21 protein-coding genes and 1 pseudogene are annotated in these 18,571 nt (G+C 71.4%); 19 read left to right on the top strand and 3 right to left on the bottom strand.

What is annotated here, in order from left to right:
* Window positions 1-31 precede the first annotated feature (31 nt).
* The 7 genes from ACFW1I_RS05455 to ACFW1I_RS05425 all read left to right on the top strand — a co-directional run bounded on the left by ACFW1I_RS05455 (window position 32) and on the right by ACFW1I_RS05425 (window position 8,866).
* Window positions 32-1,285 (top strand): ATP-grasp domain-containing protein, encoded by a 1,254-nt coding sequence (locus ACFW1I_RS05455; protein WP_384666281.1) that lies wholly within the window; start codon window positions 32-34, stop codon window positions 1,283-1,285.
* Window positions 1,282-2,610, top strand: coding sequence for a hydrolase (locus ACFW1I_RS05450; RefSeq protein ID WP_384666279.1), 1,329 nt, complete (start codon window positions 1,282-1,284; stop codon window positions 2,608-2,610). Before ACFW1I_RS05455 ends, ACFW1I_RS05450 begins: the two co-directional genes overlap by 4 nt.
* Complete coding sequence (locus tag ACFW1I_RS05445) at window positions 2,607-3,857, top strand: MFS transporter (protein ID WP_384666277.1); 1,251 nt, start codon at window positions 2,607-2,609, stop codon at window positions 3,855-3,857. The genes ACFW1I_RS05450 and ACFW1I_RS05445 overlap by 4 nt, the downstream gene beginning before the upstream one ends.
* 46 nt (window positions 3,858-3,903) lie before the next feature.
* Window positions 3,904-4,851, top strand: coding sequence for an NAD-dependent epimerase/dehydratase family protein (locus tag ACFW1I_RS05440; protein WP_384666275.1), 948 nt, complete (start codon window positions 3,904-3,906; stop codon window positions 4,849-4,851).
* Window positions 4,851-6,491, top strand: coding sequence for an antibiotic biosynthesis monooxygenase (locus ACFW1I_RS05435; RefSeq protein ID WP_384666273.1), 1,641 nt, complete (start codon window positions 4,851-4,853; stop codon window positions 6,489-6,491). Before ACFW1I_RS05440 ends, ACFW1I_RS05435 begins: the two co-directional genes overlap by 1 nt.
* Window positions 6,492-6,713: 222 nt before the next feature.
* Window positions 6,714-7,463 (top strand): GNAT family N-acetyltransferase, encoded by a 750-nt coding sequence (locus tag ACFW1I_RS05430; RefSeq protein WP_384666271.1) that lies wholly within the window; start codon window positions 6,714-6,716, stop codon window positions 7,461-7,463.
* Between the two features lie 65 nt (window positions 7,464-7,528).
* Window positions 7,529-8,866 carry an amidohydrolase gene (locus tag ACFW1I_RS05425; protein ID WP_384666270.1) on the top strand — a complete coding sequence of 446 codons (1,338 nt, stop codon included), beginning with the start codon at window positions 7,529-7,531 and terminating at the stop codon, window positions 8,864-8,866.
* Between the two features lie 44 nt (window positions 8,867-8,910).
* On the opposite strand, the gene ACFW1I_RS05420 is transcribed toward ACFW1I_RS05425, so the two are convergent.
* Entirely contained in the window at window positions 8,911-9,573 is a 663-nt protein-coding gene (locus ACFW1I_RS05420) for a DNA-binding response regulator (protein ID WP_384666269.1), read from the bottom strand.
* Between the two features lie 57 nt (window positions 9,574-9,630).
* On the opposite strand from ACFW1I_RS05420, the gene ACFW1I_RS05415 reads away from it, so the two are divergent.
* The 3 genes from ACFW1I_RS05415 (at window position 9,631) to ACFW1I_RS05405 (ending at window position 12,556) form a co-directional block, all read left to right on the top strand.
* Window positions 9,631-10,533, top strand: a complete 903-nt coding sequence (locus ACFW1I_RS05415) for an aldo/keto reductase (RefSeq protein ID WP_384666267.1) — start codon at window positions 9,631-9,633, stop codon at window positions 10,531-10,533.
* A gap of 29 nt (window positions 10,534-10,562) precedes the next feature.
* Complete coding sequence (locus ACFW1I_RS05410; protein WP_384666265.1) at window positions 10,563-10,757, top strand: DUF6243 family protein; 195 nt, start codon at window positions 10,563-10,565, stop codon at window positions 10,755-10,757.
* A 434-nt stretch (window positions 10,758-11,191) separates the two neighbouring features.
* The gene (locus tag ACFW1I_RS05405; protein ID WP_384666263.1) at window positions 11,192-12,556 is read left to right on the top strand and encodes a hypothetical protein; all 1,365 of its coding nucleotides are present in this window, start codon (window positions 11,192-11,194) and stop codon (window positions 12,554-12,556) included.
* Window positions 12,557-12,625: 69 nt separating this feature from the next.
* Here ACFW1I_RS05405 and ACFW1I_RS05400 read toward each other — a convergent pair whose 3' ends face one another.
* Both ACFW1I_RS05400 and ACFW1I_RS05395 read right to left on the bottom strand, forming a co-directional pair.
* Window positions 12,626-13,123: an AAA family ATPase gene (locus tag ACFW1I_RS05400; protein ID WP_384666352.1), complete on the bottom strand. Its 498-nt coding sequence runs from the start codon at window positions 13,121-13,123 to the stop codon at window positions 12,626-12,628.
* 59 nt (window positions 13,124-13,182) lie between these two features.
* Window positions 13,183-13,941, bottom strand: a complete 759-nt coding sequence (locus ACFW1I_RS05395; RefSeq protein WP_384666261.1) for a GntR family transcriptional regulator — start codon at window positions 13,939-13,941, stop codon at window positions 13,183-13,185.
* 494 nt (window positions 13,942-14,435) lie between these two features.
* Here ACFW1I_RS05395 and ACFW1I_RS05390 point away from each other — a divergent pair, with 494 nt between their 5' ends.
* From ACFW1I_RS05390 to ACFW1I_RS05350, 9 genes and pseudogenes are all read left to right on the top strand, one after another.
* Window positions 14,436-14,699 (top strand): DUF6284 family protein, encoded by a 264-nt coding sequence (locus ACFW1I_RS05390; RefSeq protein WP_384666259.1) that lies wholly within the window; start codon window positions 14,436-14,438, stop codon window positions 14,697-14,699.
* The gene (locus ACFW1I_RS05385; protein ID WP_384666257.1) at window positions 14,696-14,983 is read left to right on the top strand and encodes a hypothetical protein; all 288 of its coding nucleotides are present in this window, start codon (window positions 14,696-14,698) and stop codon (window positions 14,981-14,983) included. The genes ACFW1I_RS05390 and ACFW1I_RS05385 overlap by 4 nt, the downstream gene beginning before the upstream one ends.
* Entirely contained in the window at window positions 14,980-15,978 is a 999-nt protein-coding gene (locus ACFW1I_RS05380) for a DUF2637 domain-containing protein (RefSeq protein WP_384666255.1), read from the top strand. Before ACFW1I_RS05385 ends, ACFW1I_RS05380 begins: the two co-directional genes overlap by 4 nt.
* A complete protein-coding gene (locus tag ACFW1I_RS05375; protein WP_384666253.1) occupies window positions 15,975-16,208 on the top strand; it encodes a hypothetical protein in 234 nt (77 codons plus the stop codon). The genes ACFW1I_RS05380 and ACFW1I_RS05375 overlap by 4 nt, the downstream gene beginning before the upstream one ends.
* Window positions 16,208-16,546 carry an RRQRL motif-containing zinc-binding protein gene (locus ACFW1I_RS05370; protein WP_384666251.1) on the top strand — a complete coding sequence of 113 codons (339 nt, stop codon included), beginning with the start codon at window positions 16,208-16,210 and terminating at the stop codon, window positions 16,544-16,546. The genes ACFW1I_RS05375 and ACFW1I_RS05370 overlap by 1 nt, the downstream gene beginning before the upstream one ends.
* A gap of 13 nt (window positions 16,547-16,559) precedes the next feature.
* The gene (locus tag ACFW1I_RS05365) at window positions 16,560-16,772 is read left to right on the top strand and encodes a hypothetical protein (RefSeq protein ID WP_384666249.1); all 213 of its coding nucleotides are present in this window, start codon (window positions 16,560-16,562) and stop codon (window positions 16,770-16,772) included.
* Window positions 16,773-16,848: 76 nt separating this feature from the next.
* Window positions 16,849-17,355 (top strand): hypothetical protein, encoded by a 507-nt coding sequence (locus ACFW1I_RS05360; protein WP_384666248.1) that lies wholly within the window; start codon window positions 16,849-16,851, stop codon window positions 17,353-17,355.
* A gap of 17 nt (window positions 17,356-17,372) precedes the next feature.
* Entirely contained in the window at window positions 17,373-17,951 is a 579-nt protein-coding gene (gene traA, locus ACFW1I_RS05355) for a plasmid transfer protein TraA (RefSeq protein ID WP_384666246.1), read from the top strand.
* A 24-nt stretch (window positions 17,952-17,975) separates the two neighbouring features.
* Window positions 17,976-18,571: pseudogene (locus ACFW1I_RS05350) on the top strand (sporulation protein SsgA); the annotation flags it as partial.

Below are 18,571 nucleotides of genomic sequence, written 5' to 3'. Positions count from 1 at the left end.
CACCCACCCCACGTCCGCAAGGAGTTCCGCCATGCACGTCCTGATGATCGAGTGCAACCCGAACGGCATCCAGGGCATCGCCAACGCCCTGGAGCTGGGCCACGACGTCACGCTCGTCTCCGCCGACCCCGACTTCTACCTGGCCGCCTCGCCGCTCGCGAAGGACGCCTTCGCCCACCCCCGCTGCCAGGTCGTCAAGAGCGCCCAGGCGTTCTCCATCGACGAGCTGGAGCGGCTCGCGAAGGAGATCCACGCGGCCAACCCGGTGCACGGCGTGACCACCTACAGCGAGTACCACACCGTGCACACGGCCACCGTCGCCCGCTCCCTCGGCCTTCCCGGCATGAGCGTCGACGGCGCCCTCAACGCCCGGCACAAGCACCGCACCCGCCTCACCCTGGACGGCACCGGCGTCCGCCAGCCCCGCTTCGCGCACGTCGACGACCCGGCCGAGGTCGAGGCCGCCGTCCGCGAGGTCGGCTTCCCCTGCGTGGTCAAGCCGTCCGACGGCACCGCCAGCCTCCACGTCCTCCACCTCAAGGACGAGCAGGACCTGCGCGACTACCTCGCCGAGCTGGAGCGGGTCACCGACTACGGGCGCGGCGTCGTCCGCATCCCCGACATCCTCATCGAGGAGTTCGTCGAGGGCGAGCTGATCTCCGTCGAGTCCTGCGTGCTGGCCGGCGGCGAGGTCGTCAACCTGGGCCTCACCGACCGCCCGCTCAGCGGCTTCCCGCACTTCATCGAGATGGGCGCCACCTACTTCGAGGGCCACCCGCTCCAGGACGAGCTGTTCGCCATGACCACGAAGGTCCTGAACGAGCTGGGCGTCGACTTCGGCTTCATCCACACCGAGTTCCTCCTCGGCGCGGACGGCCCGGTGCTCTGCGAGGTCAACGGACGGCTCATCGGCGGCATCGTGCCGACCCTGATGAAGATCTCCTCCGGCGTGGACGCCTACCTGGAGGTCATCCGGCAGGCCCTCGGCGAGCGCCCCGAGCTGCCCTTCCCCGGCGGCACCACGGCCGGCGGCCACTGGTTCGGCGCCCCGGTCGCCGGCACCGTCGAGTCCATCGGCTTCGACGGCCTCGCCGACCTGCCCGGCTTCCACAGCGCCCAGGCGTACAAGAAGCCCGGCACCGCGGTCGACCGGCTCGCCAAGAGCAACTTCGACTGGATCGGCCACCTCATCTTCACCGGCGAGGGCCGCGCGCAGGTCAACGAGCGCTGCGAGGAGGCCCTGGGCCGGATCGAGCTCCGCATGGGCGTCGAGGTCGCCCGGTGACCACCGCTCCGATCCGGCAGGAGGCGGGGACCCTCACCGTGCGGGGGGTCGCGATCCCCGTCCTCGACGACGAGGCGCTGTTCGACGTGACGGCCGAGGACGGCGTGTTCACCGCCTTCACCCCGGCGGGCCGCCGCACCGGCTCGGAGCCCGAGCTGTGGCCCGGCTACACCGAGACCCACGCCCACGTCTCGCTCCCCGCCAACTGGGACGACTCGGTCGACGACCCGCGGATCGTCGCCCTCCAGTACCTGTACCACGGGGTCACCCACGTCGTGGACATGTTCGGCTTCCCGCTGGTGGACGACGCCTGGCGGGCCGGCCGCGAGGCGTCCCCGTGGCCGTACCCCGAGGTCGTCCACTGCGGGTACGCGGTGACCGCGATGACCGACGCGGCCGGGCGCACCGGACACGGAGTGGAGTTCCCCGCCCCGGTCCACATGCTCGCCGTCGAGGCCGACCTGGAGCACGCGCTCCGCTCCAACGCCGAACGCGGCGGCACCTTCCTGAAGGTCATGTTCACCGACGGCACGGAGCAGCCGGGCAGCCCGGTCCGCTTCTCCCGGCTCTCCGAGCGGGTGCTGCGCTTCACCGCCCGGATCGCCGCCGAGCGCGGGGTGACCGCGGTCGTCGACTGCAACACCCTGGAGGAGACGCTCTTCGCGTACGAGTGCGGCTTCCGGCTCTTCGCCCACACCGTCCGCGACCGGACCCTCGACGACGCCGACTGGAAGCGGCTGGACGGCGCCCGGTTCGTCTCCACGCTCGCCGGACTCCGGTCGATGGTCATGACGCGGGAGGAGTTCCTCGCCGAGTACGGCCGGGAGGGCTTCCTCGACACCCAGGACCCCCGCAACCTGGAGTTCGTCCACACCGTCGAGCAGCCCTTCGGCATCGAGTACGGCTGCCAGGAGACCCGTACCGCGGCCCTCGCCGACATGCGCCGCAACGCCCTGGCGGCCCTGCGCCGCGGGGAGCTGCTCATCGGCACCGACTCCGGCAACCTCGGCGCCTACCACGGCTACTCGTTCCTCGGCGAACTCGCCCTGCTCGCCGGGGACGACGAGGGGCTGACCGAGGAGCTGCGCCGACAGGCCACCGTCACGGGGCGCCGCCACTTCGACGCGCTGAGCGGCGTCCGCGCCGACGGGCCGCCGCTGCGGGCCGGGGCCGCCGCCACGTTCAACCTCCACGCCGCCGGCGGCCCGCTGTCGGCGCTTCCCCTGGCCACCGTCGTGAACGGCGTGCCGATCGACCGGGCGGCCCTCGCCCGCACCATCTCCGAGCTCCGCTCGGCCCCTTCGCAAGGAAAGGCAAGCCTGTGACCAGCGAGCGCAGAAGCGCCCTCTTCGGGCTCAACGCGGGGATCTTCCTCGCCCACATCGGGAACTTCATCTGGTTCCCCATCCTGGTGGCCTCGCTCGGCGACAGCGACAGCGGCTTCTGGGCCGGCGTGGTCATGTGCATGACGTACGTTGGTCGGCTGGCCGCGACCTTCTCCTACGAGGGCTTCTCGGACCGGCTCGGCATCCGCGGCGCGGTGTTCGTCGGCACCGGCCTGGAGGCGATCTCGCTCGGCCTGATGGGCTTCACCAGCGGCGTCGCCGTCTACAGCCTGCTCGCGCTGTTCATCGGCTTCGGCTCAGGCACGGCCTTCCCCGGCCTGAAGAACATCCTCGTGTCGTACCCGGAGGACGAGCGCGCCAAGGCGTTCTCGACCTTCCAGATGTCCGCGCAGGTCGGCCTGTTCGGCGGCGCGCTCGCCGGCGGTCTGCTCCTCGGCATGGACCTGCGCGTGGTGTTCACCGCGGTCTTCGTGCTCTTCCTCGGCTTCTGCCTGTCGGCCTCCCTCTTCATCCCCCGCGACGGCTTCCAGGCCGACGGCACCGCCGCCCCGCGCAAGGACGCCGGCGCCGAGCGGGCGCCGCTGTTCAGCCTGGCCGGGCTCAAGTCCGTCGAGGTCGGCGGCGCCACCCGCTACTTCCTGCTGTCGGCCGTGTTCTGGTTCCTCTCCCTGTGCTTCGTCGTCGGCATCCCGCTGCACATGGGGAAGTACGTGCCGCAGTGGGCGCCCTCCGCCCCGTTCTGGATCACCGGCCTCAGCCTGCTCGTCCTCCAGTACCCGGTCTTCAAGCTGGCGATCAAGCACCTGCGCCCGGGCGTGGTCATGGGCATCGGCCTGACCGCGATGGCCCTCGCCTTCACCCTCTTCGGCTCCGGACCCGCCGCGCTGTGGGCCGTCGTCGCCGGCTGCTTCGTCGTCGTCTTCGGCGAGATCCTCTTCGTGCCCTCCTTCGACATGTGGGTCTCCCGCAAGGTCCCCGAGCAGCAGCTCGCCCGGGCCATGGGCGCCATGCACTTCTTCCGCAGCGCCGGGAACATGGCCGGCGCGCTGCTCGCCGGCGTGATGTTCGACGTGTCGGTCTCGGCCGACCTGCCGGGCGCGAACTGGTACGTGGCGGCCGCGGTGGCCGCGCTCTGCGCCGTCGTCTGCTTCGCCAGCCGCGACGAGGACCGCTCCGGCGACACCGAGAGCGCCGAGTCCGCGCCGGCCGAGCCGGTCAAGGCGTAACCCCCCGTCCGGACGGACGAGAAGACGGACGAGAAAGGCGAGAGAGATGGCTGAGATCTGCGTCATCGGAGGCACCCGCTTCTTCGGGAAGCTCCTGGTGCGCCGGCTGATCGACGAGGGACACCGGGTCACGCTGGTCACCCGGGGCCGCACGGCCGACCCGTTCGGCCCGGCCGTGCGGCGGCTGACCGCCGACGTCGGCCGGCCGGGCGAGCTGGCCGCCGCGGTCGCCGGCGAGCGGTTCGACGCCGTGGTGCACCAGGCGTGCTACACCCCGGCCGCCGCGCTGGACGCCGCCACGGCCTTCGGCGGGCGCGCCGGCCGGTTCGTGCTCACCAGCAGCATGGAGGTGTACAACACCGACACCTTCCGCCACCGGACCCCGGCGCCGCCCCTGAGCGCCTTCGCCCGCGAGGACGAACTCCGGCCGGAGGAGTACGCGTACGACACCGGACTGCCGTGGCACGACCTGGACTTCGTGGGCCGCAACTACGGCGAGGGCAAGCGGCAGGCCGAGGCCGCCCTGGTGCGGAACGCGCAGGTGCCCGTCACCGTCGCCCGCGTCGCCCATGTCCTCGCCGCCACCGACGACTTCACCGGCCGGCTGCGGTTCCACCTCGACCGCGCCCGCGCCGGGGAACCCGTCACCGCCCACGCCCGCCCGGGCCGTACCTCCCTGGTGCACGCCCCGGACGTCGCCGCGTTCCTCGCCCGGGCCGCCACCACCGAACTGCCCGGCGTCGTGAACGTCGCCTCCCCGGACACGGCGGACGTCTACGACGTGTGCGCCGCCGTGGAGCAGGCCACCGGCAAGGCCACCACCGTCGTGGAGAAGGACGACCCGGCCGGCGACCCGGCGCTCTCGCCCTACTCCTGCCCGGCCGACTTCGGCATGGACGCCGGACGGGCGCTCGCCCTCGGCGTCGACCTCGCCCCGGTGAGCACCTGGCTCCCGGAGATCGTCCGGATCGCCGCAGCGGAGGAGACCGCCTGATGCCCGACCCGACCGCCGTCCCGAACACCGCCGGGGAGACCGCCGTGTTCGACCTGATCGTCATCGTCCGCGTGCCCGACCCCGCCGACGCCGCGCCCGTGGCCGACGCGCTCCGCCGGATGCGCCCGCTGTGCCTCGCCGAGGACGGCTGCGTCTCCTGGGAGGCGTACCGCTCGGACGCGGACCCGGTCCGCTTCGTCCTCGTCGAGCGCTGGGCGAGCCGCGCCCACTGGGAGGCGCACGGCGAGGGCGCGGCCATCCAGGAGATCTACCTCCCCGAGATCCTGCCCCGCGTCGAGCGCGAGGTGCACCCGAGCACCCGCCTGAGCAGCGCCCCCGCCCCCCTCCAGACCGCCCACGGAAAGAGCACCGCGATGAACGCACGGCCCCGTATCGCCGTCGTCGGAGGCCGTCCCGCCCCCGTCCACGGAGCCAGGGAACTCGGCATCGACGTCACCCTGGTCCACACCGAGGGACAGTTCGACCGCGCCGAGGCCGAACAGCACTGCGTCTCCGTCCTGACCTGCGACATCACCGACACCGGCGCGCTCCTGGAGCTGCTGCGGCCGCTGCACGAGGCCGAGCCCTTCGACCGGATCCTGACCACCACCGAGCTGTCGGCCGTGCCGGTCGGCGAGGTCAACGAGAAGCTCGGCCTGCCCGGCACCCCGCCGGAGGTGTCCCGGATCATCCAGGACAAGGCCCTCACCCGGCAGGCCCTGGACCGGCACGGGCTGAGCCCGGTGCGCCACCGCCGGGTGCGCAGCGCCGCCGAGGCGGTCGCGTTCCTGGAGGAGGTCGGCGACCGGATCGTGCTGAAGCCCGGCCAGGGCGCGGGCAGCCTGCACATCAACGTGGTGAGCGACGCGGAGGGCGCCGCCCGCGCCGTCCGGGAGATCGAGGAGTTCGGGTACGGCGGCGTCCTGGCCGAGGAGTACCTGGAGGGCCCGGTCGTCAGCGTCGAGGCGTTCTCCCACGAGGGCCGCCACGTGGTGCTGGGCGTCAGCGAGTACCGGGTGAACGAGCACTTCGTCGAGTGGGAGTGCAGCGTCCCCAGCGACGCGGCGCGGCCGGACCTGGCGGAGCTCCACCGGGTCACCGCCGGCGTGCTGGACGCGGTCGGCCTGACCGACGGCCCCTCGCACAGCGAGTTCGTCCTCACCCCGGCCGGCCCGCGCCTGCTGGAGACCCACAACCGGCTGTCGGGCGCCGGCATCCCCGAGATGGTGCACCGGGCCACGGGCTGGGACCCCGCGCGGCTGTTCATGACGGTGCCGCTGGGCATCGACCGGCTGCCCGAGACGGCGCCGGAGCCGAAGCAGGGCGCGGCGATCCGCTTCCTGGACGCGGCCCCCGGCCGGATCACGGCGATCACCGGCGCGGACGAGCTGCCGGTCCCCGTCCGCCGGGTCCCGGCCGGCGAACGCGCCCCCCACATGATCCCGTACCTCAAGGACTTCGCGGCGGAGGACGCCGGGGCGGTCATCGGCAAGCACGTGGGCGACGAGGTGTCGGCGATGGACTCCCTCCTCTCCTCCGACCGCGGCTACGTCTTCGCCACCGCCCCCACCCGCGCGGAGGCCGTCCGGCGCTGCGAGGCCCTCGCGGACGGCATCACCTTCCACGTCGAGCCGGCCTGACCGGGAGGCCGTGACGCCTTCACGCCGTAACGCGTGACGCCGTGACGCGTGACGCCGTGACGCCGTGACGCCGGCCCCGGGTCGCCGACCCGAGGCCGGCGCGGGGGCGACCGGGCGGCCCTGATGCCGCGGTGACGGCGACCGCGGTCCGGGGAGGTGGCCCAGCCGCCACGCCGCGAAGTGGCCCAGGTGGGAGGGGATTTCGCCACTACGGTAGGCGTCATGACCACATCACCCGCGTCCCTGGCCCTGTCCGAGGCGCCGCTGCGTCAGGCCCGCAACTCCGCCGCCTTCTGGACCGCGACCGGCCGGTCCCGGGGCCACGACGTCGTCCGGCGCCGCGGCTTCGTCGCCGTCGACGGCGACGAGCGCGCCGGCCTGCGGATCCTGATCCAGGAGCCGGACCTCGACCCGGACGAGCTCGCCGAACTGGCCGCGCTGGCCCACCGGGCGGTCGGCCCGGTGCTGGCCGAGGACCCGTTCAGCGCGACCGACCTGAGCCACCTGGCCCCGCGCTCCTGGCAGATGCCGGTCATGCTGCGCCCCCCGGCGCCCGTCGGCGAACCGGTCCCGGACGTGATCCGGGTCGAGCGGCCCGAGGACCTCCGGGCGGCCGAGCGGATCGTCATCGAGGCCTTCGAGCTCACCGGGTTCGAGCCCCACCGCCCCGGCGAGATGTTCCCGCCGGCGCTCGTCGAGCAGCCGGGCGTGGACGTCTTCGTCGCCCTGCGCGACGGCGAACCGGCGGGAGCCGGCGTCAGCGTCGTGCACGACGGCGTGGCCAGCCACTACTGGATCGCCACGTCCCCGGCCTTCCGCTCGCGCGGCGTCGGCCGGGCCGTCATGCTCGCCTCCCTCGCCCACCTGCCCGACCTCCCGGCCACCCTCACCGCCTCGAAGCTCGGCCGGCCCCTCTACGAGTCCCTGGGCTACACCACCGCGGCCCCCTCCACCTGGTGGGCCTCCCACTGAGGGGGGCGTCATCCGAACGGACCACCAGGCATGCCTGCGGGTGACCCGCCCCGGAGCATGTGGCCATGAGCGATGCGGAACGTCCCTCCGGCGACGCCCCGGCCCCCGGCGCCACGCCCCCCGGCGGCACGGCCGCCGACAGCACGGCCGCCGACACCGTCCTCGCCGGGCTGCCCCGGACCGCCCCCGGCCTGGCGGACCTCTACCGGGACCTGCACGCCCACCCCGAGCTTCCCTTCCAGGAGCACCGCACCTCCGGCCTGATCGCGGAACGCCTCGGGGACCTCGGCCTCGACGTCACCACCGGCGTCGGCCGCACCGGCGTCGTCGGCGTCCTCGCCAACGGCCCAGGCCCGCACGTGCTGCTGCGCGCCGACTTCGACGCGCTCCCCGTCACCGAGCGGACCGGGCTGCCGTACGCGAGCACCACCGACGGCGTCATGCACGCCTGCGGCCACGACATGCACGTCACCTGCCTCCTCGGCGCCCTCGGCCTGCTCGCCGCCGCCCGCGACTCCTGGTCCGGCACGGTCACCGCCGTCTTCCAGCCCGCCGAGGAGATCGGCGCCGGCGCCCAGGCCATGATCGACGACGGCCTGTTCGACAGGGTCGGCATCCCGGACGTCGTCCTCGCCCAGCACGTCGCGCCGTTCCCCGCCGGCACGGTCGGCTGCCACGCCGGCCCGGCGCTCGCCGCCACCGACGCGCTGAAGGTCACCCTGTACGGCAAGGGCGCCCACGGCTCACGCCCGGAGGCCGCCGTCGACCCGGTCGTCATGGCCGCCGCCACCGTGATGCGCCTGCAGACCGTGGTCTCCCGCGAGATCGCGGGCGGCGACACCGCCGTCGTCACCGTCGGCGCGCTCAACGCCGGCACCACGGACAACGTCATCCCGGACACCGCCGAGCTCAAGCTCAACATCCGCACCTACACCGACGCCGTCCGCGCCACCGTCCTGGCCGCCGTCCGCCGCATCATCGAGGGCGAGGCGGCCGCCGCGGGAGCCCCGCGCGAACCCCTCGTCGAGACCCTCGACGCCTTCCCCGTCCTCGTCAACGACCCCGCCGCCACGGCCCGCACCCTCGCCGCCCTCCGCTCCCGTCTCGGCGAGGAGCGCGTCTTCGACCCCGGCCCCGCGACCGGCAGCGAGGACTGCGCCGCCTTCGGCACCGCCGCCGGCGCACCCCTCTGCTACTGGTTCTTCGGCGGCACCGACCCCGCCACCTACGAGAAGGCGCGGAAGTCCGGCACGGTGGCCCGCGACATCCCCTCCAACCACTCCCCGCGCTTCGCCCCCGTCATCGAACCCACCCTCACCACCGGCGTGACGGCCATGACCACGGCGGTCCTGACCTGGCTGGCCCCCGAAGCCCGTCCGGCCCCGGAGGGCGCCGGGCCGTGAACGGCCCCGGCCCGTGCCCGCAGGCCTCCGGCCGGGCGGCTCCGTCAGGCGTCCGGCCCCCGGCCGAGGACCTCGCGGGCCCGCAGGCCGGCCTGGAAACGGGAGCGGGCGCCCAGCGCGGTCATGAGGGTGGCGACCCGCCGGCGGTAGGTGCGCAGGGACACGCCCAGCCGGCGGGACGCGGCCTCGTCCGTGTGACCGGCCGCCAGGGCCCGCAGGACGGCCCGTTCGGCGTCGTCGAGCCGGGGGAACGGCGCACGACGGTACACGGCGAGATCCGTCGAGACCGCCCAGGCCGCCTCGAACAGGGCGCGCACCCCGGCCACCACGTCCGGCTCCTGGACGACGCTGTACGTACGGGGTCCCCCCGCGGCCGGCCGCGGGGCCGCGAGGACCGCGAGCCGCCCGTCGACGACGATCGCCTCGTGGGCCGGCGGCGCGGGCGAGATCCGGACCTCCGCGCCGGCCTCGCCGAGCCGCCCCAGCAACTCCTGGCCGCCGGGGGCACGGAGGACGCCGGGACCGTACAGCTTGCGCACCACGAGACCGGGCGGGAGCGCGCGACGCGCGCGAGGGGCGGCGGCCGACCACGTTCCCGGTTCCCCGGCGGCGCAGAGGAACTCCCGCCGCACCCCGTCGAACAGGGCGCCCGCCCGCCGCGCCAGCTCGGCCTCGCCCCGCACCGTCACGATGTCCCGCGTCGTCATGGCACCAAGCTGCCAGGCGTTCGCCTCCGGCACGAGCCCTCCCGAGGATCGGGAGGCATGACCACGACCCGTGAGAACCCGCCCTCCGTCTTCCTCCTCGGCGGAGACCTTCCCGTCGCCCGGATGGGCTTCGGCGCCATGCGGCTCCCCGCCCGCGAGATCGCCGGCCCCGCGAACGACCCGGAGACGTCGGCGGCCGTGCTGCGGCGGGCCGTCGAGCTGGGGGTGAACCACATCGACACCGCCTGGTTCTACTTCCACGGGGAGCTCTCGGCCAACGGCCTGATCCGCCGCGTCCTGCACCCCTACGCGGAGGACCTGGTCCTCGCCGCCAAGGTCGGCCCGGTCCGGCACCCCGACGGCAGCTGGGGAGCCCCGGCCGGCCCCCGTGAACTCGTCGCCGGAGTCCACCGCACGCTGCGCGAACTCGGCCGGGACCGCCTCGACCTCGTCTACCTGCGCCTCCACGGGGACGACGACGAGGACGACACCCTGGCCGAACGGTTCGGCGCGCTCGCGGCCCTGCGGGAGGAGGGCCTGATCCGGCACCTCGGCCTCAGCAACACCACCACCCGCCGGCTCGCGGCGGCCCAGCGGATCGCCCCGGTGGCGGCGGTGCAGAACATGTACGGCCTCTTCCACCGCCAGGACGCGGACGTCCTCGACGCCTGCGCCCGGCAGGGCATCGCCTTCGTCCCCTTCTTCTCCCTGGAGACCCTGGGCCGCCCCGAACCCTCCGAGCCGGCGGCCCGGATCGCCGCCCGGCACGGAGCGACCACCGCACAGGTCAAACTGGCCTGGACGATGAGCAGGTCACCCGTGGTCCTCCCGATCCCCGGCACCTCCTCGGTCGCCCACGTGGAGGACAACATCGCGGCGGCCGACCTGCTCCTCACCCCGGAGGACCTCACCGCCCTGGACGCCCTGCCGTCCCGGGCCACGGGCCTTCCGAACCCGTAGACCACCGCACCTCACGACCGGGAGCCCCCGTGACCGACAGCAAGAACATCAACAACCCCGTGGGCCAGGGCGGCGGCCAGCGCAAGAAGCTGTCCCGCGCCGAACGCCAGAACAACGGCCCCCACCGCAACCTCGACCGCCAGGGCGCCGCCGACCGCAAGGCGGAACTGCTCCGCAAGATGCGAGAGAAGACCCACACCCCCCAAGCCCCCACCCAGAACTGATCCACCACCCCGGGACGGCCCGGACGACGACGAAGGCCCTGGTCTCTGACCAGGGCCTTCGTTCGAAGAGCGGATGACGGGAATCGAACCCGCGCTATAAGCTTGGGAATCTTGCCCCGCCACGTTTGGATCGCCGCGTTGACCTGGGCTTTCGTCGTCACTGAAGGCAGTCTGCCGTCCTGGGGTAGATCCGCGGTTGACCGTGGTTGTCCGTCCTAGGTGGTGCACAGGTGGTGCGCTCCTCGAAGCCGGAGACCCCACATGCTTCCCGGGGGGTGGCGCTCGCAAGGAGCTAGCTGAACTTCCCTAACAACACGAAGCGTTCACTCGGTTCGCGGAGGCCGTAGCTGGATGCTTCAGGTCCCCGCCCCTTGCGCCTTGGGCCACGGCATCCGGCTAGCCTGCTGTCAGACCGGTGTGGGGAAGGGGAAGCTGTGGGCGAACGTCGAATGGATCAGGTTGAGAGTGACCCTCAGAGTCAGCTCTTTGCTCGTTGCAAGACACTGGGTATAGAAATCGAACAGAGCGAATTGGGCACTACGGTTGTCTATTTGAAGAACGGGAGGAATACCCGACGGCAAATCGTGTCACGGGAGCGAGCCATCCTTCTCTTGGATATCGGCCCGGAGAACTTGATGTATCTCGGGGACTATGATGCGTGCTTCTTTAAGAATGATGGTGTGATCGAGGCGTCTGTGGAGACGCGCGGCTACCAAAAATTCTGGCTAAGGGATATCCCTGGGGCTCAGGTTATCCCTGACGAGTCGGAGTCGAGGTCGACTCAGGGGAGTTTGTTTGAGGAAGTGCTGGTAGATCCGCCCGGGGACGATTGGCGTAGGTCAAACTCCCGGCTATGGTCTGTTGACTTCGAGCCAAACGGCGATGAAGTGCTGAGCGTGGCGCTCGGCAGCACCTCGAAGCGATTTTCCAAGTTTGCTGAAAGAGCGCGCATCTATCCACCTATTCCTCCGGCGCGGCGTGATTATCGGCCCCGTCGCCACACCTTTCCTACTCTGCGTATCAGCGGCGTCACGGCTCAAACGCATGATGAAGCGTTGCGAATCCTTGAACGTGTTGCTGAAGCTGCATTCTTCGAGCTTGACTTGACTTATGAGCTCTGTGTTCGCCTGTGGAAGCCTCGCCGGCCCCTCCGAGATGAAGAGGGGGTTGCGGAATTCGATCAGGCTCCTCGAATGCCGAGATACAATTACCCCGAAAAGCCGCTTAGCTTGTATTGGTTTGGTAGGATTTCTGGAGAATTCCCACTCATTGAATATTTGGCCTACTATCAAGTGCTGGAATACTTCTTTCCAACCTTTAGTCACTTGGGGACCCTGGCGAAGCTGCGGAGTGAGCTCAGGGACCCCCGGTTTCGCCCGGAGGATGATGGCAGTCTGATCCGTATTCTCGCGTTGGCGAGCGGTGCGGGTAGAGGTTTTGGGAGCGAGAGGGAGCAGCTTTCTGCAACCGTTGCTGCCTGTGTTACCCCTGAACAGGTCCGGGATCTCATCTCTTCTGACGCCGAGCTGCGTGACCATTTTTCAGGAAAGCAGAAGATCAAGAGCGTCACGCAGATCAACCTGTCTGATGCGCGAAGTGATCTTTTGGCTGCTGTTGCGAATCGAGTTTATGACATCAGGTGTCGAATCGTGCACACCAAGGAGAATGATGGAGTGTCGCACGGGGAGATGCTCATGCCCTTCTCGAAAGAATCTGAAAATCTCGCCCCGGATGTCAGGCTTGTGAAATTCTTGGCGCAGAAAGTTCTTATCTCGCAAGCCAAGTCTTTTACGCCCTAGAGGTGGTTACTTCCTGATCGAGGGAGTTGAGTCGACCTGTGAAGCGAAACATGTGTGGCAGGGGGGAACCTAAACTAGGGCGCTAATCACTGTTGAGGGGTTTCCGTCATACAGTACGTGCGACTCTTCCGCCTCGGGGGGGAAGAAGCGGGCGCGGTACCGCTGGAGGTCGCTTTCGGAGAAGTAGATCGCGTTCGGATCGTTCGCGTGGAACTCGTTGCGCTTACTGATCCGTGCCCACAGCTCGTCATGGCTCACTGCCAAATAGACGAGGATGGGGGTTGCATCGGCGTCTGTGGCGATTGACCGCCATTTCGCCCTGTCCTCAGGGGTCCAAAAGCCGTGATCGACCACGACATCGTGCCCGGCCTGCAGGTGCTCCCTAAGTTCGGCAGCCACGTCTTCGAGGACCGGAATCTCCAGGGTCGGAAAGAGACCGCGGGGAAAGTCCACTCCGTAGACGCCGTGCCGGCGGAACATCTCTTCGTCCGGGCATAGGCGCACGAACCCGCGATCGGTGAGGGCGCGGGACAGAGTGGTCTTGCCGGATCCAGGAAGCCCAACCATGAAGACACAGAACGGCGGCCGAGACGGCGCGCGGTTCACTTGGGGGGCGTCCGCGCCGCTCACGCGACGACCTCCGATTCCGTCCGCCACGTACGGCCGGGACCGCCCAGGTCTACGCCGTACTCCACGACGCTGCCCTCGCTGTCCACGAACCTTGCGGTCATGACGACCACCGGGTCCGCGGGCGCGTTGTCGGGATCCAGCTCCAGAAGGCGCGCGTACTCCGGAGTCAGGAGGGAGGCGGAAGCCGTGTCGACGCGGTGGCTGATCGGATGTCCGGTCGCCTCTGCGATGAGCTGGAGCGAGGTCCCCCCCGTCAATCGCTCGCTCGTCGCCAACTGCGGGATCAGGCGCGCGTAGCGGGCGGGGATCCACGACGTGCTGTGCGCGACGATGCCGTGCCGGTCGCGATAGACGCGGCTGCGGCGAACCACTTCGGAGCCAGGCTGAATGTCCAGCGCCTGCGCCACATCCGCGGGCGCCGGCACGACAGTGGCCTGGTGTGAGTCGGAACGCTCCCCGTCTCCCCAGCTGGACCCCGTGCGGCGTCCCCGGTCCTGCCGCTGAGAACCCGAGGACATGGGGGCAGGCTGGTCCAGAACCTCGGTGCCGATGCCGTGAATGCCGCGAATGAGTCCGTCATTCCGCAGCTTCCGCAGGGCCTTCTCAACGGTCGCGGTGCTGACCTTCCACTCCTCCGAGAGGTTCTTGATGCTCGGCATGAGGGTTCCCGGCTGAAGCTCGCCAGACGAGATCAGCTCGGCGTAGTGGGCGGCGATCCTCGCGTAGGGCGCCCGATTGTCGGCCTGGCCTGCCATGTCGCTCGCTCCCTGTCGTGACATCCCTGAGGTTCCCTAGCCTACTGCTTGACACCGCAAGGAACCCTAGGGAACCTTAGGGATGTGCCCGCCGGGTGGTTACACCGACCGGGGGAGTGCAGGACCTCGACGTGCCCCAGTTCAGGGTGAGTTGCGGTCAAGGGGCCCGGGACAGAGCGGGCCGAGGACGCCGGACAGCCGTTCGCCTGTATGGGGGCGGTCCTTGTCAGTCCGGACGGCAGGTCTCTGCCTAAGACGGGGCCCTAGCGGCTGTTCCTTGAACCGGCAGGCGCGTCCCCGAATGAGACCACTGATTTACCCAACTCCGCAGCCGCTCGGCTGCGGCCGGTTGCCTCCTCCGCCCGTCTCGTACGGGCGGGGTCGAGGGGAGCCGGTATCCACCCCCGAGCTTCAACGGCGTGAACCCCCGGTGTTCGAGCACCGGGGGTTCGGTACGGGCCGTTTCACCCCCTGCTGTGAAGGGAGCACGACCCATGAAGTCCATCATCACACTCCCCGCCACCTCCCAGGCGCTGGCGTTCGACGGTGAGCCGTCGGACGCGGAGCTGGACGCGATCGAGCTGGAGCTGCCGCTGATCGCGGCGGAGGTCGACCTCCTTGACGTGGAGATCATGACGTTGGACCGTCCGGCGACCGAGCTGGACGAGCGGCGCGTGCGCCGGGCCCGCAACCGGGTCCTGGTCGAGCGCCGGAACCTGACCAACCGCATCGCGGTGCAGTCGGGCGGTGCCGCGTGAACGCCCAGACGCTCTCGGACCTGACGGCGCCGAACGTGGACCTGTGCCCGGTCTACCCGGACCGGCTGCGGCTGTCGCTGCACGACGGCCTCGGCGCGTTCGAGGCGTGGCGCGAGGCCCTGAACATCGACCCGACGGGGGTCGTTCATCGTGTTCAGGGCGGTGGCGGGACGCGGGTGCTGAAGGTTCACGGCCGGTTCGCCGGCGCCGACATCGAGCTGGTCGGCTTCGCCCCCGTCCCGGAGCTGGAGGCGGTCGAACTGGGCTTGGGGGCGGTGTCGTGAACGCTGTTCAGATCCGTTCAGCGGAGCAGGCGCTCAACGTCGGGACGTGGCTGATCGTGTGCGGGGCGATGCTGTACTCGGTCCTCACCGTCACGCCGCTGATGCGGGCCCACACCGCCGACGAGTGGGACTGGACCGCCCCCATCCTCCCCATCGTCGTGGACGCCGCCGTCGTCATCGTCGTCCGCCTCGACTCCGTCCTGGCCCGCCTGGGCGGGGAGGGCGGACGGTGGCCGGTGGTGCTGCGGTGGATGACCGGCATCATGACCCTCGCCCTGAACACGGCCGACTCAGCACTGAGGAAAGACCTGGTCGGAGTGGCCGTGCACGCGGTCGCACCCCTCCTCCTCATCGTCACCTCCGAGACCGGCCTCGCCTACCGCCGCGCCATCACGGCCGCCGTGAACGGCCTGGAAGAGCGGGAGCGGGCCGAGCGCCGGCGCCGCGAGCAGGAGGCCCGCGAGCACGCCCAGGAGGCCGAGCAGGCCGCACAGCGGCGGGCGGACGAGGAGGAGCGGCGGGAGCGTGAGCGCCGCGAGTTCGACGCGAAGCTGGCCCGTGAACAGCGTGAGCACGAGGCGGCACTCGTGCGCGAGCAGGCTGAGCGTGAGGAGCGCAGGGAGCGGGCGGAGCGGGAGGCGCGTGAACGCGATGAACGCGAGCGTGAACAGCAGCGCCTGGCCCGTGAACGACGTGAACGCGAGGCCGCCCAGCGCGCCGAACACGACCGCCGGCAGGCCGCCGAGCAGGCCGCCCGTGAACGCCGTGAACGGCAGGAGCAGGCCGAGCGTGAACGCGCCGCGCTCCTCGCCGCCGGGCCGGTGAACGGCAAGCAGCCCGAGGAGCAGGCCCGCCAGACGGTGGCCGCGGCGTTCGCCGCCGGGGTGCCGGTGCGGCAGGCGGCCGAGCTGTGCGGCTGGTCCGTCGGCTGGGTCTCCACCCGCTACCAGGAACTCCGCGACACCACCCCGGCTCTGGAAGGAGCGTCCCGGTGAAGCTCTCCCCGCACACCAACCCGCCCGAGCCCGACAACCTCCTCATCCGGTTCCACAACCAGACCGGCGCCGCCGTCGACGTCACCGGCACCCGAGCCTCCTACGGCTCGATCTGGCACTGCCACGGCTGCGGCGACCGCCCCGACACGGGCGACCACCTCGGCTTCGCCCGCCGCGCGGCCAACGAGCACGCCGCCACCTGCCGGGCCTCGCACCACCGGCTCAGCTGATGGCCAGCCTGCCCGTGTACCAGTGGCGTCTGGCGCCGGAGGGGCTGGCCACGTTCCGGCAGCTCCGGGCGATGGGTCTGCGGCCCGGGGGTCAGCCAGTCGTGGCCCAGCTCGAACGCCCCCGCCGCCGACGCGGCCCCCTCGTCGCCTACCTCTACCGGATCGACCTCGCCCGCCCCGTCCGGCCGATGACCCCGGCCAAGCGGGCCGCGCTGGCCCGGGCGAACGCGGCCCGCCGGGTCTGCCCGGCCTGTGGGCGGGACGCCGGATACCGGATCCCGCCCTCGCTCGGCTCGTGCGTCCCGTGCGCGGACGCCCCCACCACTCTCGCCGCCTGACCTGGAGGTTCCCATGCAGAACGCCCAGTCGCAGGGCTCGCTGATGTACGTGCTGACCCTGTCCGACGGACGGGGTCAGGGCACGGTAACCGGCACGTACAACCCGGCCGTCGGGGAGACCCGCCACGACGCCTACGGCGCGATCCGCCGGCACGCCCTGAACATCTACCCGCACCTGCAGGACGCGACCGTCGTGTTCTTCTCCCTGGAGCCCAACATGCTCTGACCTGCACCGTTTCCCGGCCGCCCCACCTTCTCTGGGGCGGCCTCCTTCGTCTCTCGTGTGTAAGGGAGTGCATCCCGTGTCCCGTCGTTCCCGTACCCGCACGGTGCAGGTGCCCCCGGGTGCCACCACCGTCCGCATCCCCCGCCAGCGCGGCGCCAAGAACGCCCCGCCAGTCGTCGTCCTCGTCTCCGAGCCCCACCCGTCGCTGTCGTCCCGCCTCGCCCGGGCCGCCGGCGGCTGGGCGTGGAAGCACCGCGCCGCGTGGGCCCCGACCGGCTACGCCGTCCTCGCCTACGTCCTGACGGCCGTGGTCCACGCGATCGCCCCGTGGATGGTCTACGTTCTCGCCCCGGCCGCCCTGGTCCCGCTGCTGGCCCTGGTCTGGGTCCGGGCCAAGCACCCGGCGCGGGTCGGGGAGCGTCCCGGCCGCCTCCTGGCGGCCGCCGTCCTCGCCGCCCTCGCCGTCGGCTGGGCGGCTGCGACCTTCCACTACGGCCCGCTCACTGTCCCGCTCGCCTGGACGTGGGCGGGGCTGACGCTCGCGGTGCAGGTGTTCTGGCTCGTCGTCCGCCGCTCGAAGTGACCTGAGGAGACCCCGTCATGGCCCAGATCCCGAACCCCAACGCCCGCCGCACCACCCGCACCAACACCAACCGCGCCAACGGCAACGGCGGCGGCAACAAGTCCGACAAGTTCGCCAACGCCGGCGCCGCCGTGGGCGGGTTCGTCGGCGCGATGGGCGGCTCGTTCATCCCGCCGGTCAACGTCAACGTCAACCGCACCACCGTCAACGGCAACGGAGGAGGCGGCCGGCGGCCGCACCCGCAGGCCCTCATGCCCGAGCCCGACTTCACCTCCCCCGCGCAAGTCCGCGCCTACTGCAACCACCTGCGCGCCACCGCCGTCGCCCTGTCCATCGAGGTCGCCATGGGCGCCGAGATCCTGAAGAGCGTGCTGGCGGCGGTGCCGGACCCGGAGGGCCGGATCGGAGGCTCCCGGATCCGGGCCGCGAAGGTCGCCCGCAAGCTCCAGAAGTCCGCCGACGAGCTGCGCAACGCCGCCAAGCTCGCCGCCGCCACCTACTCCACGTTCCAGCAGGAGTACCGCGAGGAGATCAACCGCGTCCGCCACCACGCCCGCCCCCGCGCCCAGCAGCGCATGAACTGGGTCCAGCAGTAACCGAGTCGGAAGGGAGGTCCGGTCATGGCCGGACGCAAGCACACGACCGTAGACGTACTCGACGACCACGGCAGCGGCTCCACCGGTGGGACGATCACGGCTTACCTGCTCCACCGGGCGAAGCCGCACCTGCCGCCGTGGCTCGGCGTCGCCGGAACCGGCCTGGCCGGAGTCCTCGGCAACCTGCGGTGGGCCGACAGCGCCGCCGCCGGCGCCGGACTCACCCTCGCCTCCGTCGCCCTCACGGGGGCGACGTGGTGGATCGGCCGCAACACCAGCCAGCAGCGCCGCCTCCACTCCGCCATCACGGTCGCGGCCGGGTCGGCGTGGCTGACCGGCGCCTGCCTGGCCGGGCCGACCGCCGGCCCGCTGGACGACCTGTTTCTCATGGGCGGCCCCGTGGTGGCGCTGTCGTGGAACGTGCGCCTGGCCATGCGCCGCAACGACGACAACCCGGCCGCCGGTGGCGGGGACAAGGGCCTGCTGGAGAAGGTCGGCCTGGCCCGCGCCGCGATCGGCTCGACCAAGGTCGAGCCGTACCGGGTGACCGCGCAGAAAGCACTGGAGCCCCGCGAGCAGACCAACGAGGTCCTCTCCCACGTCCAGCCCCGTGTCGCGGC

The organism is Streptomyces sp. NPDC058955, assembly GCF_042741435.1.
Classification (GTDB): Bacteria; Actinomycetota; Actinomycetes; order Streptomycetales; family Streptomycetaceae; genus Streptomyces.
The sequence above is the reverse complement of the archived record's forward strand: the minus strand, read 5'-3'. Positions and strand labels throughout refer to the sequence as shown.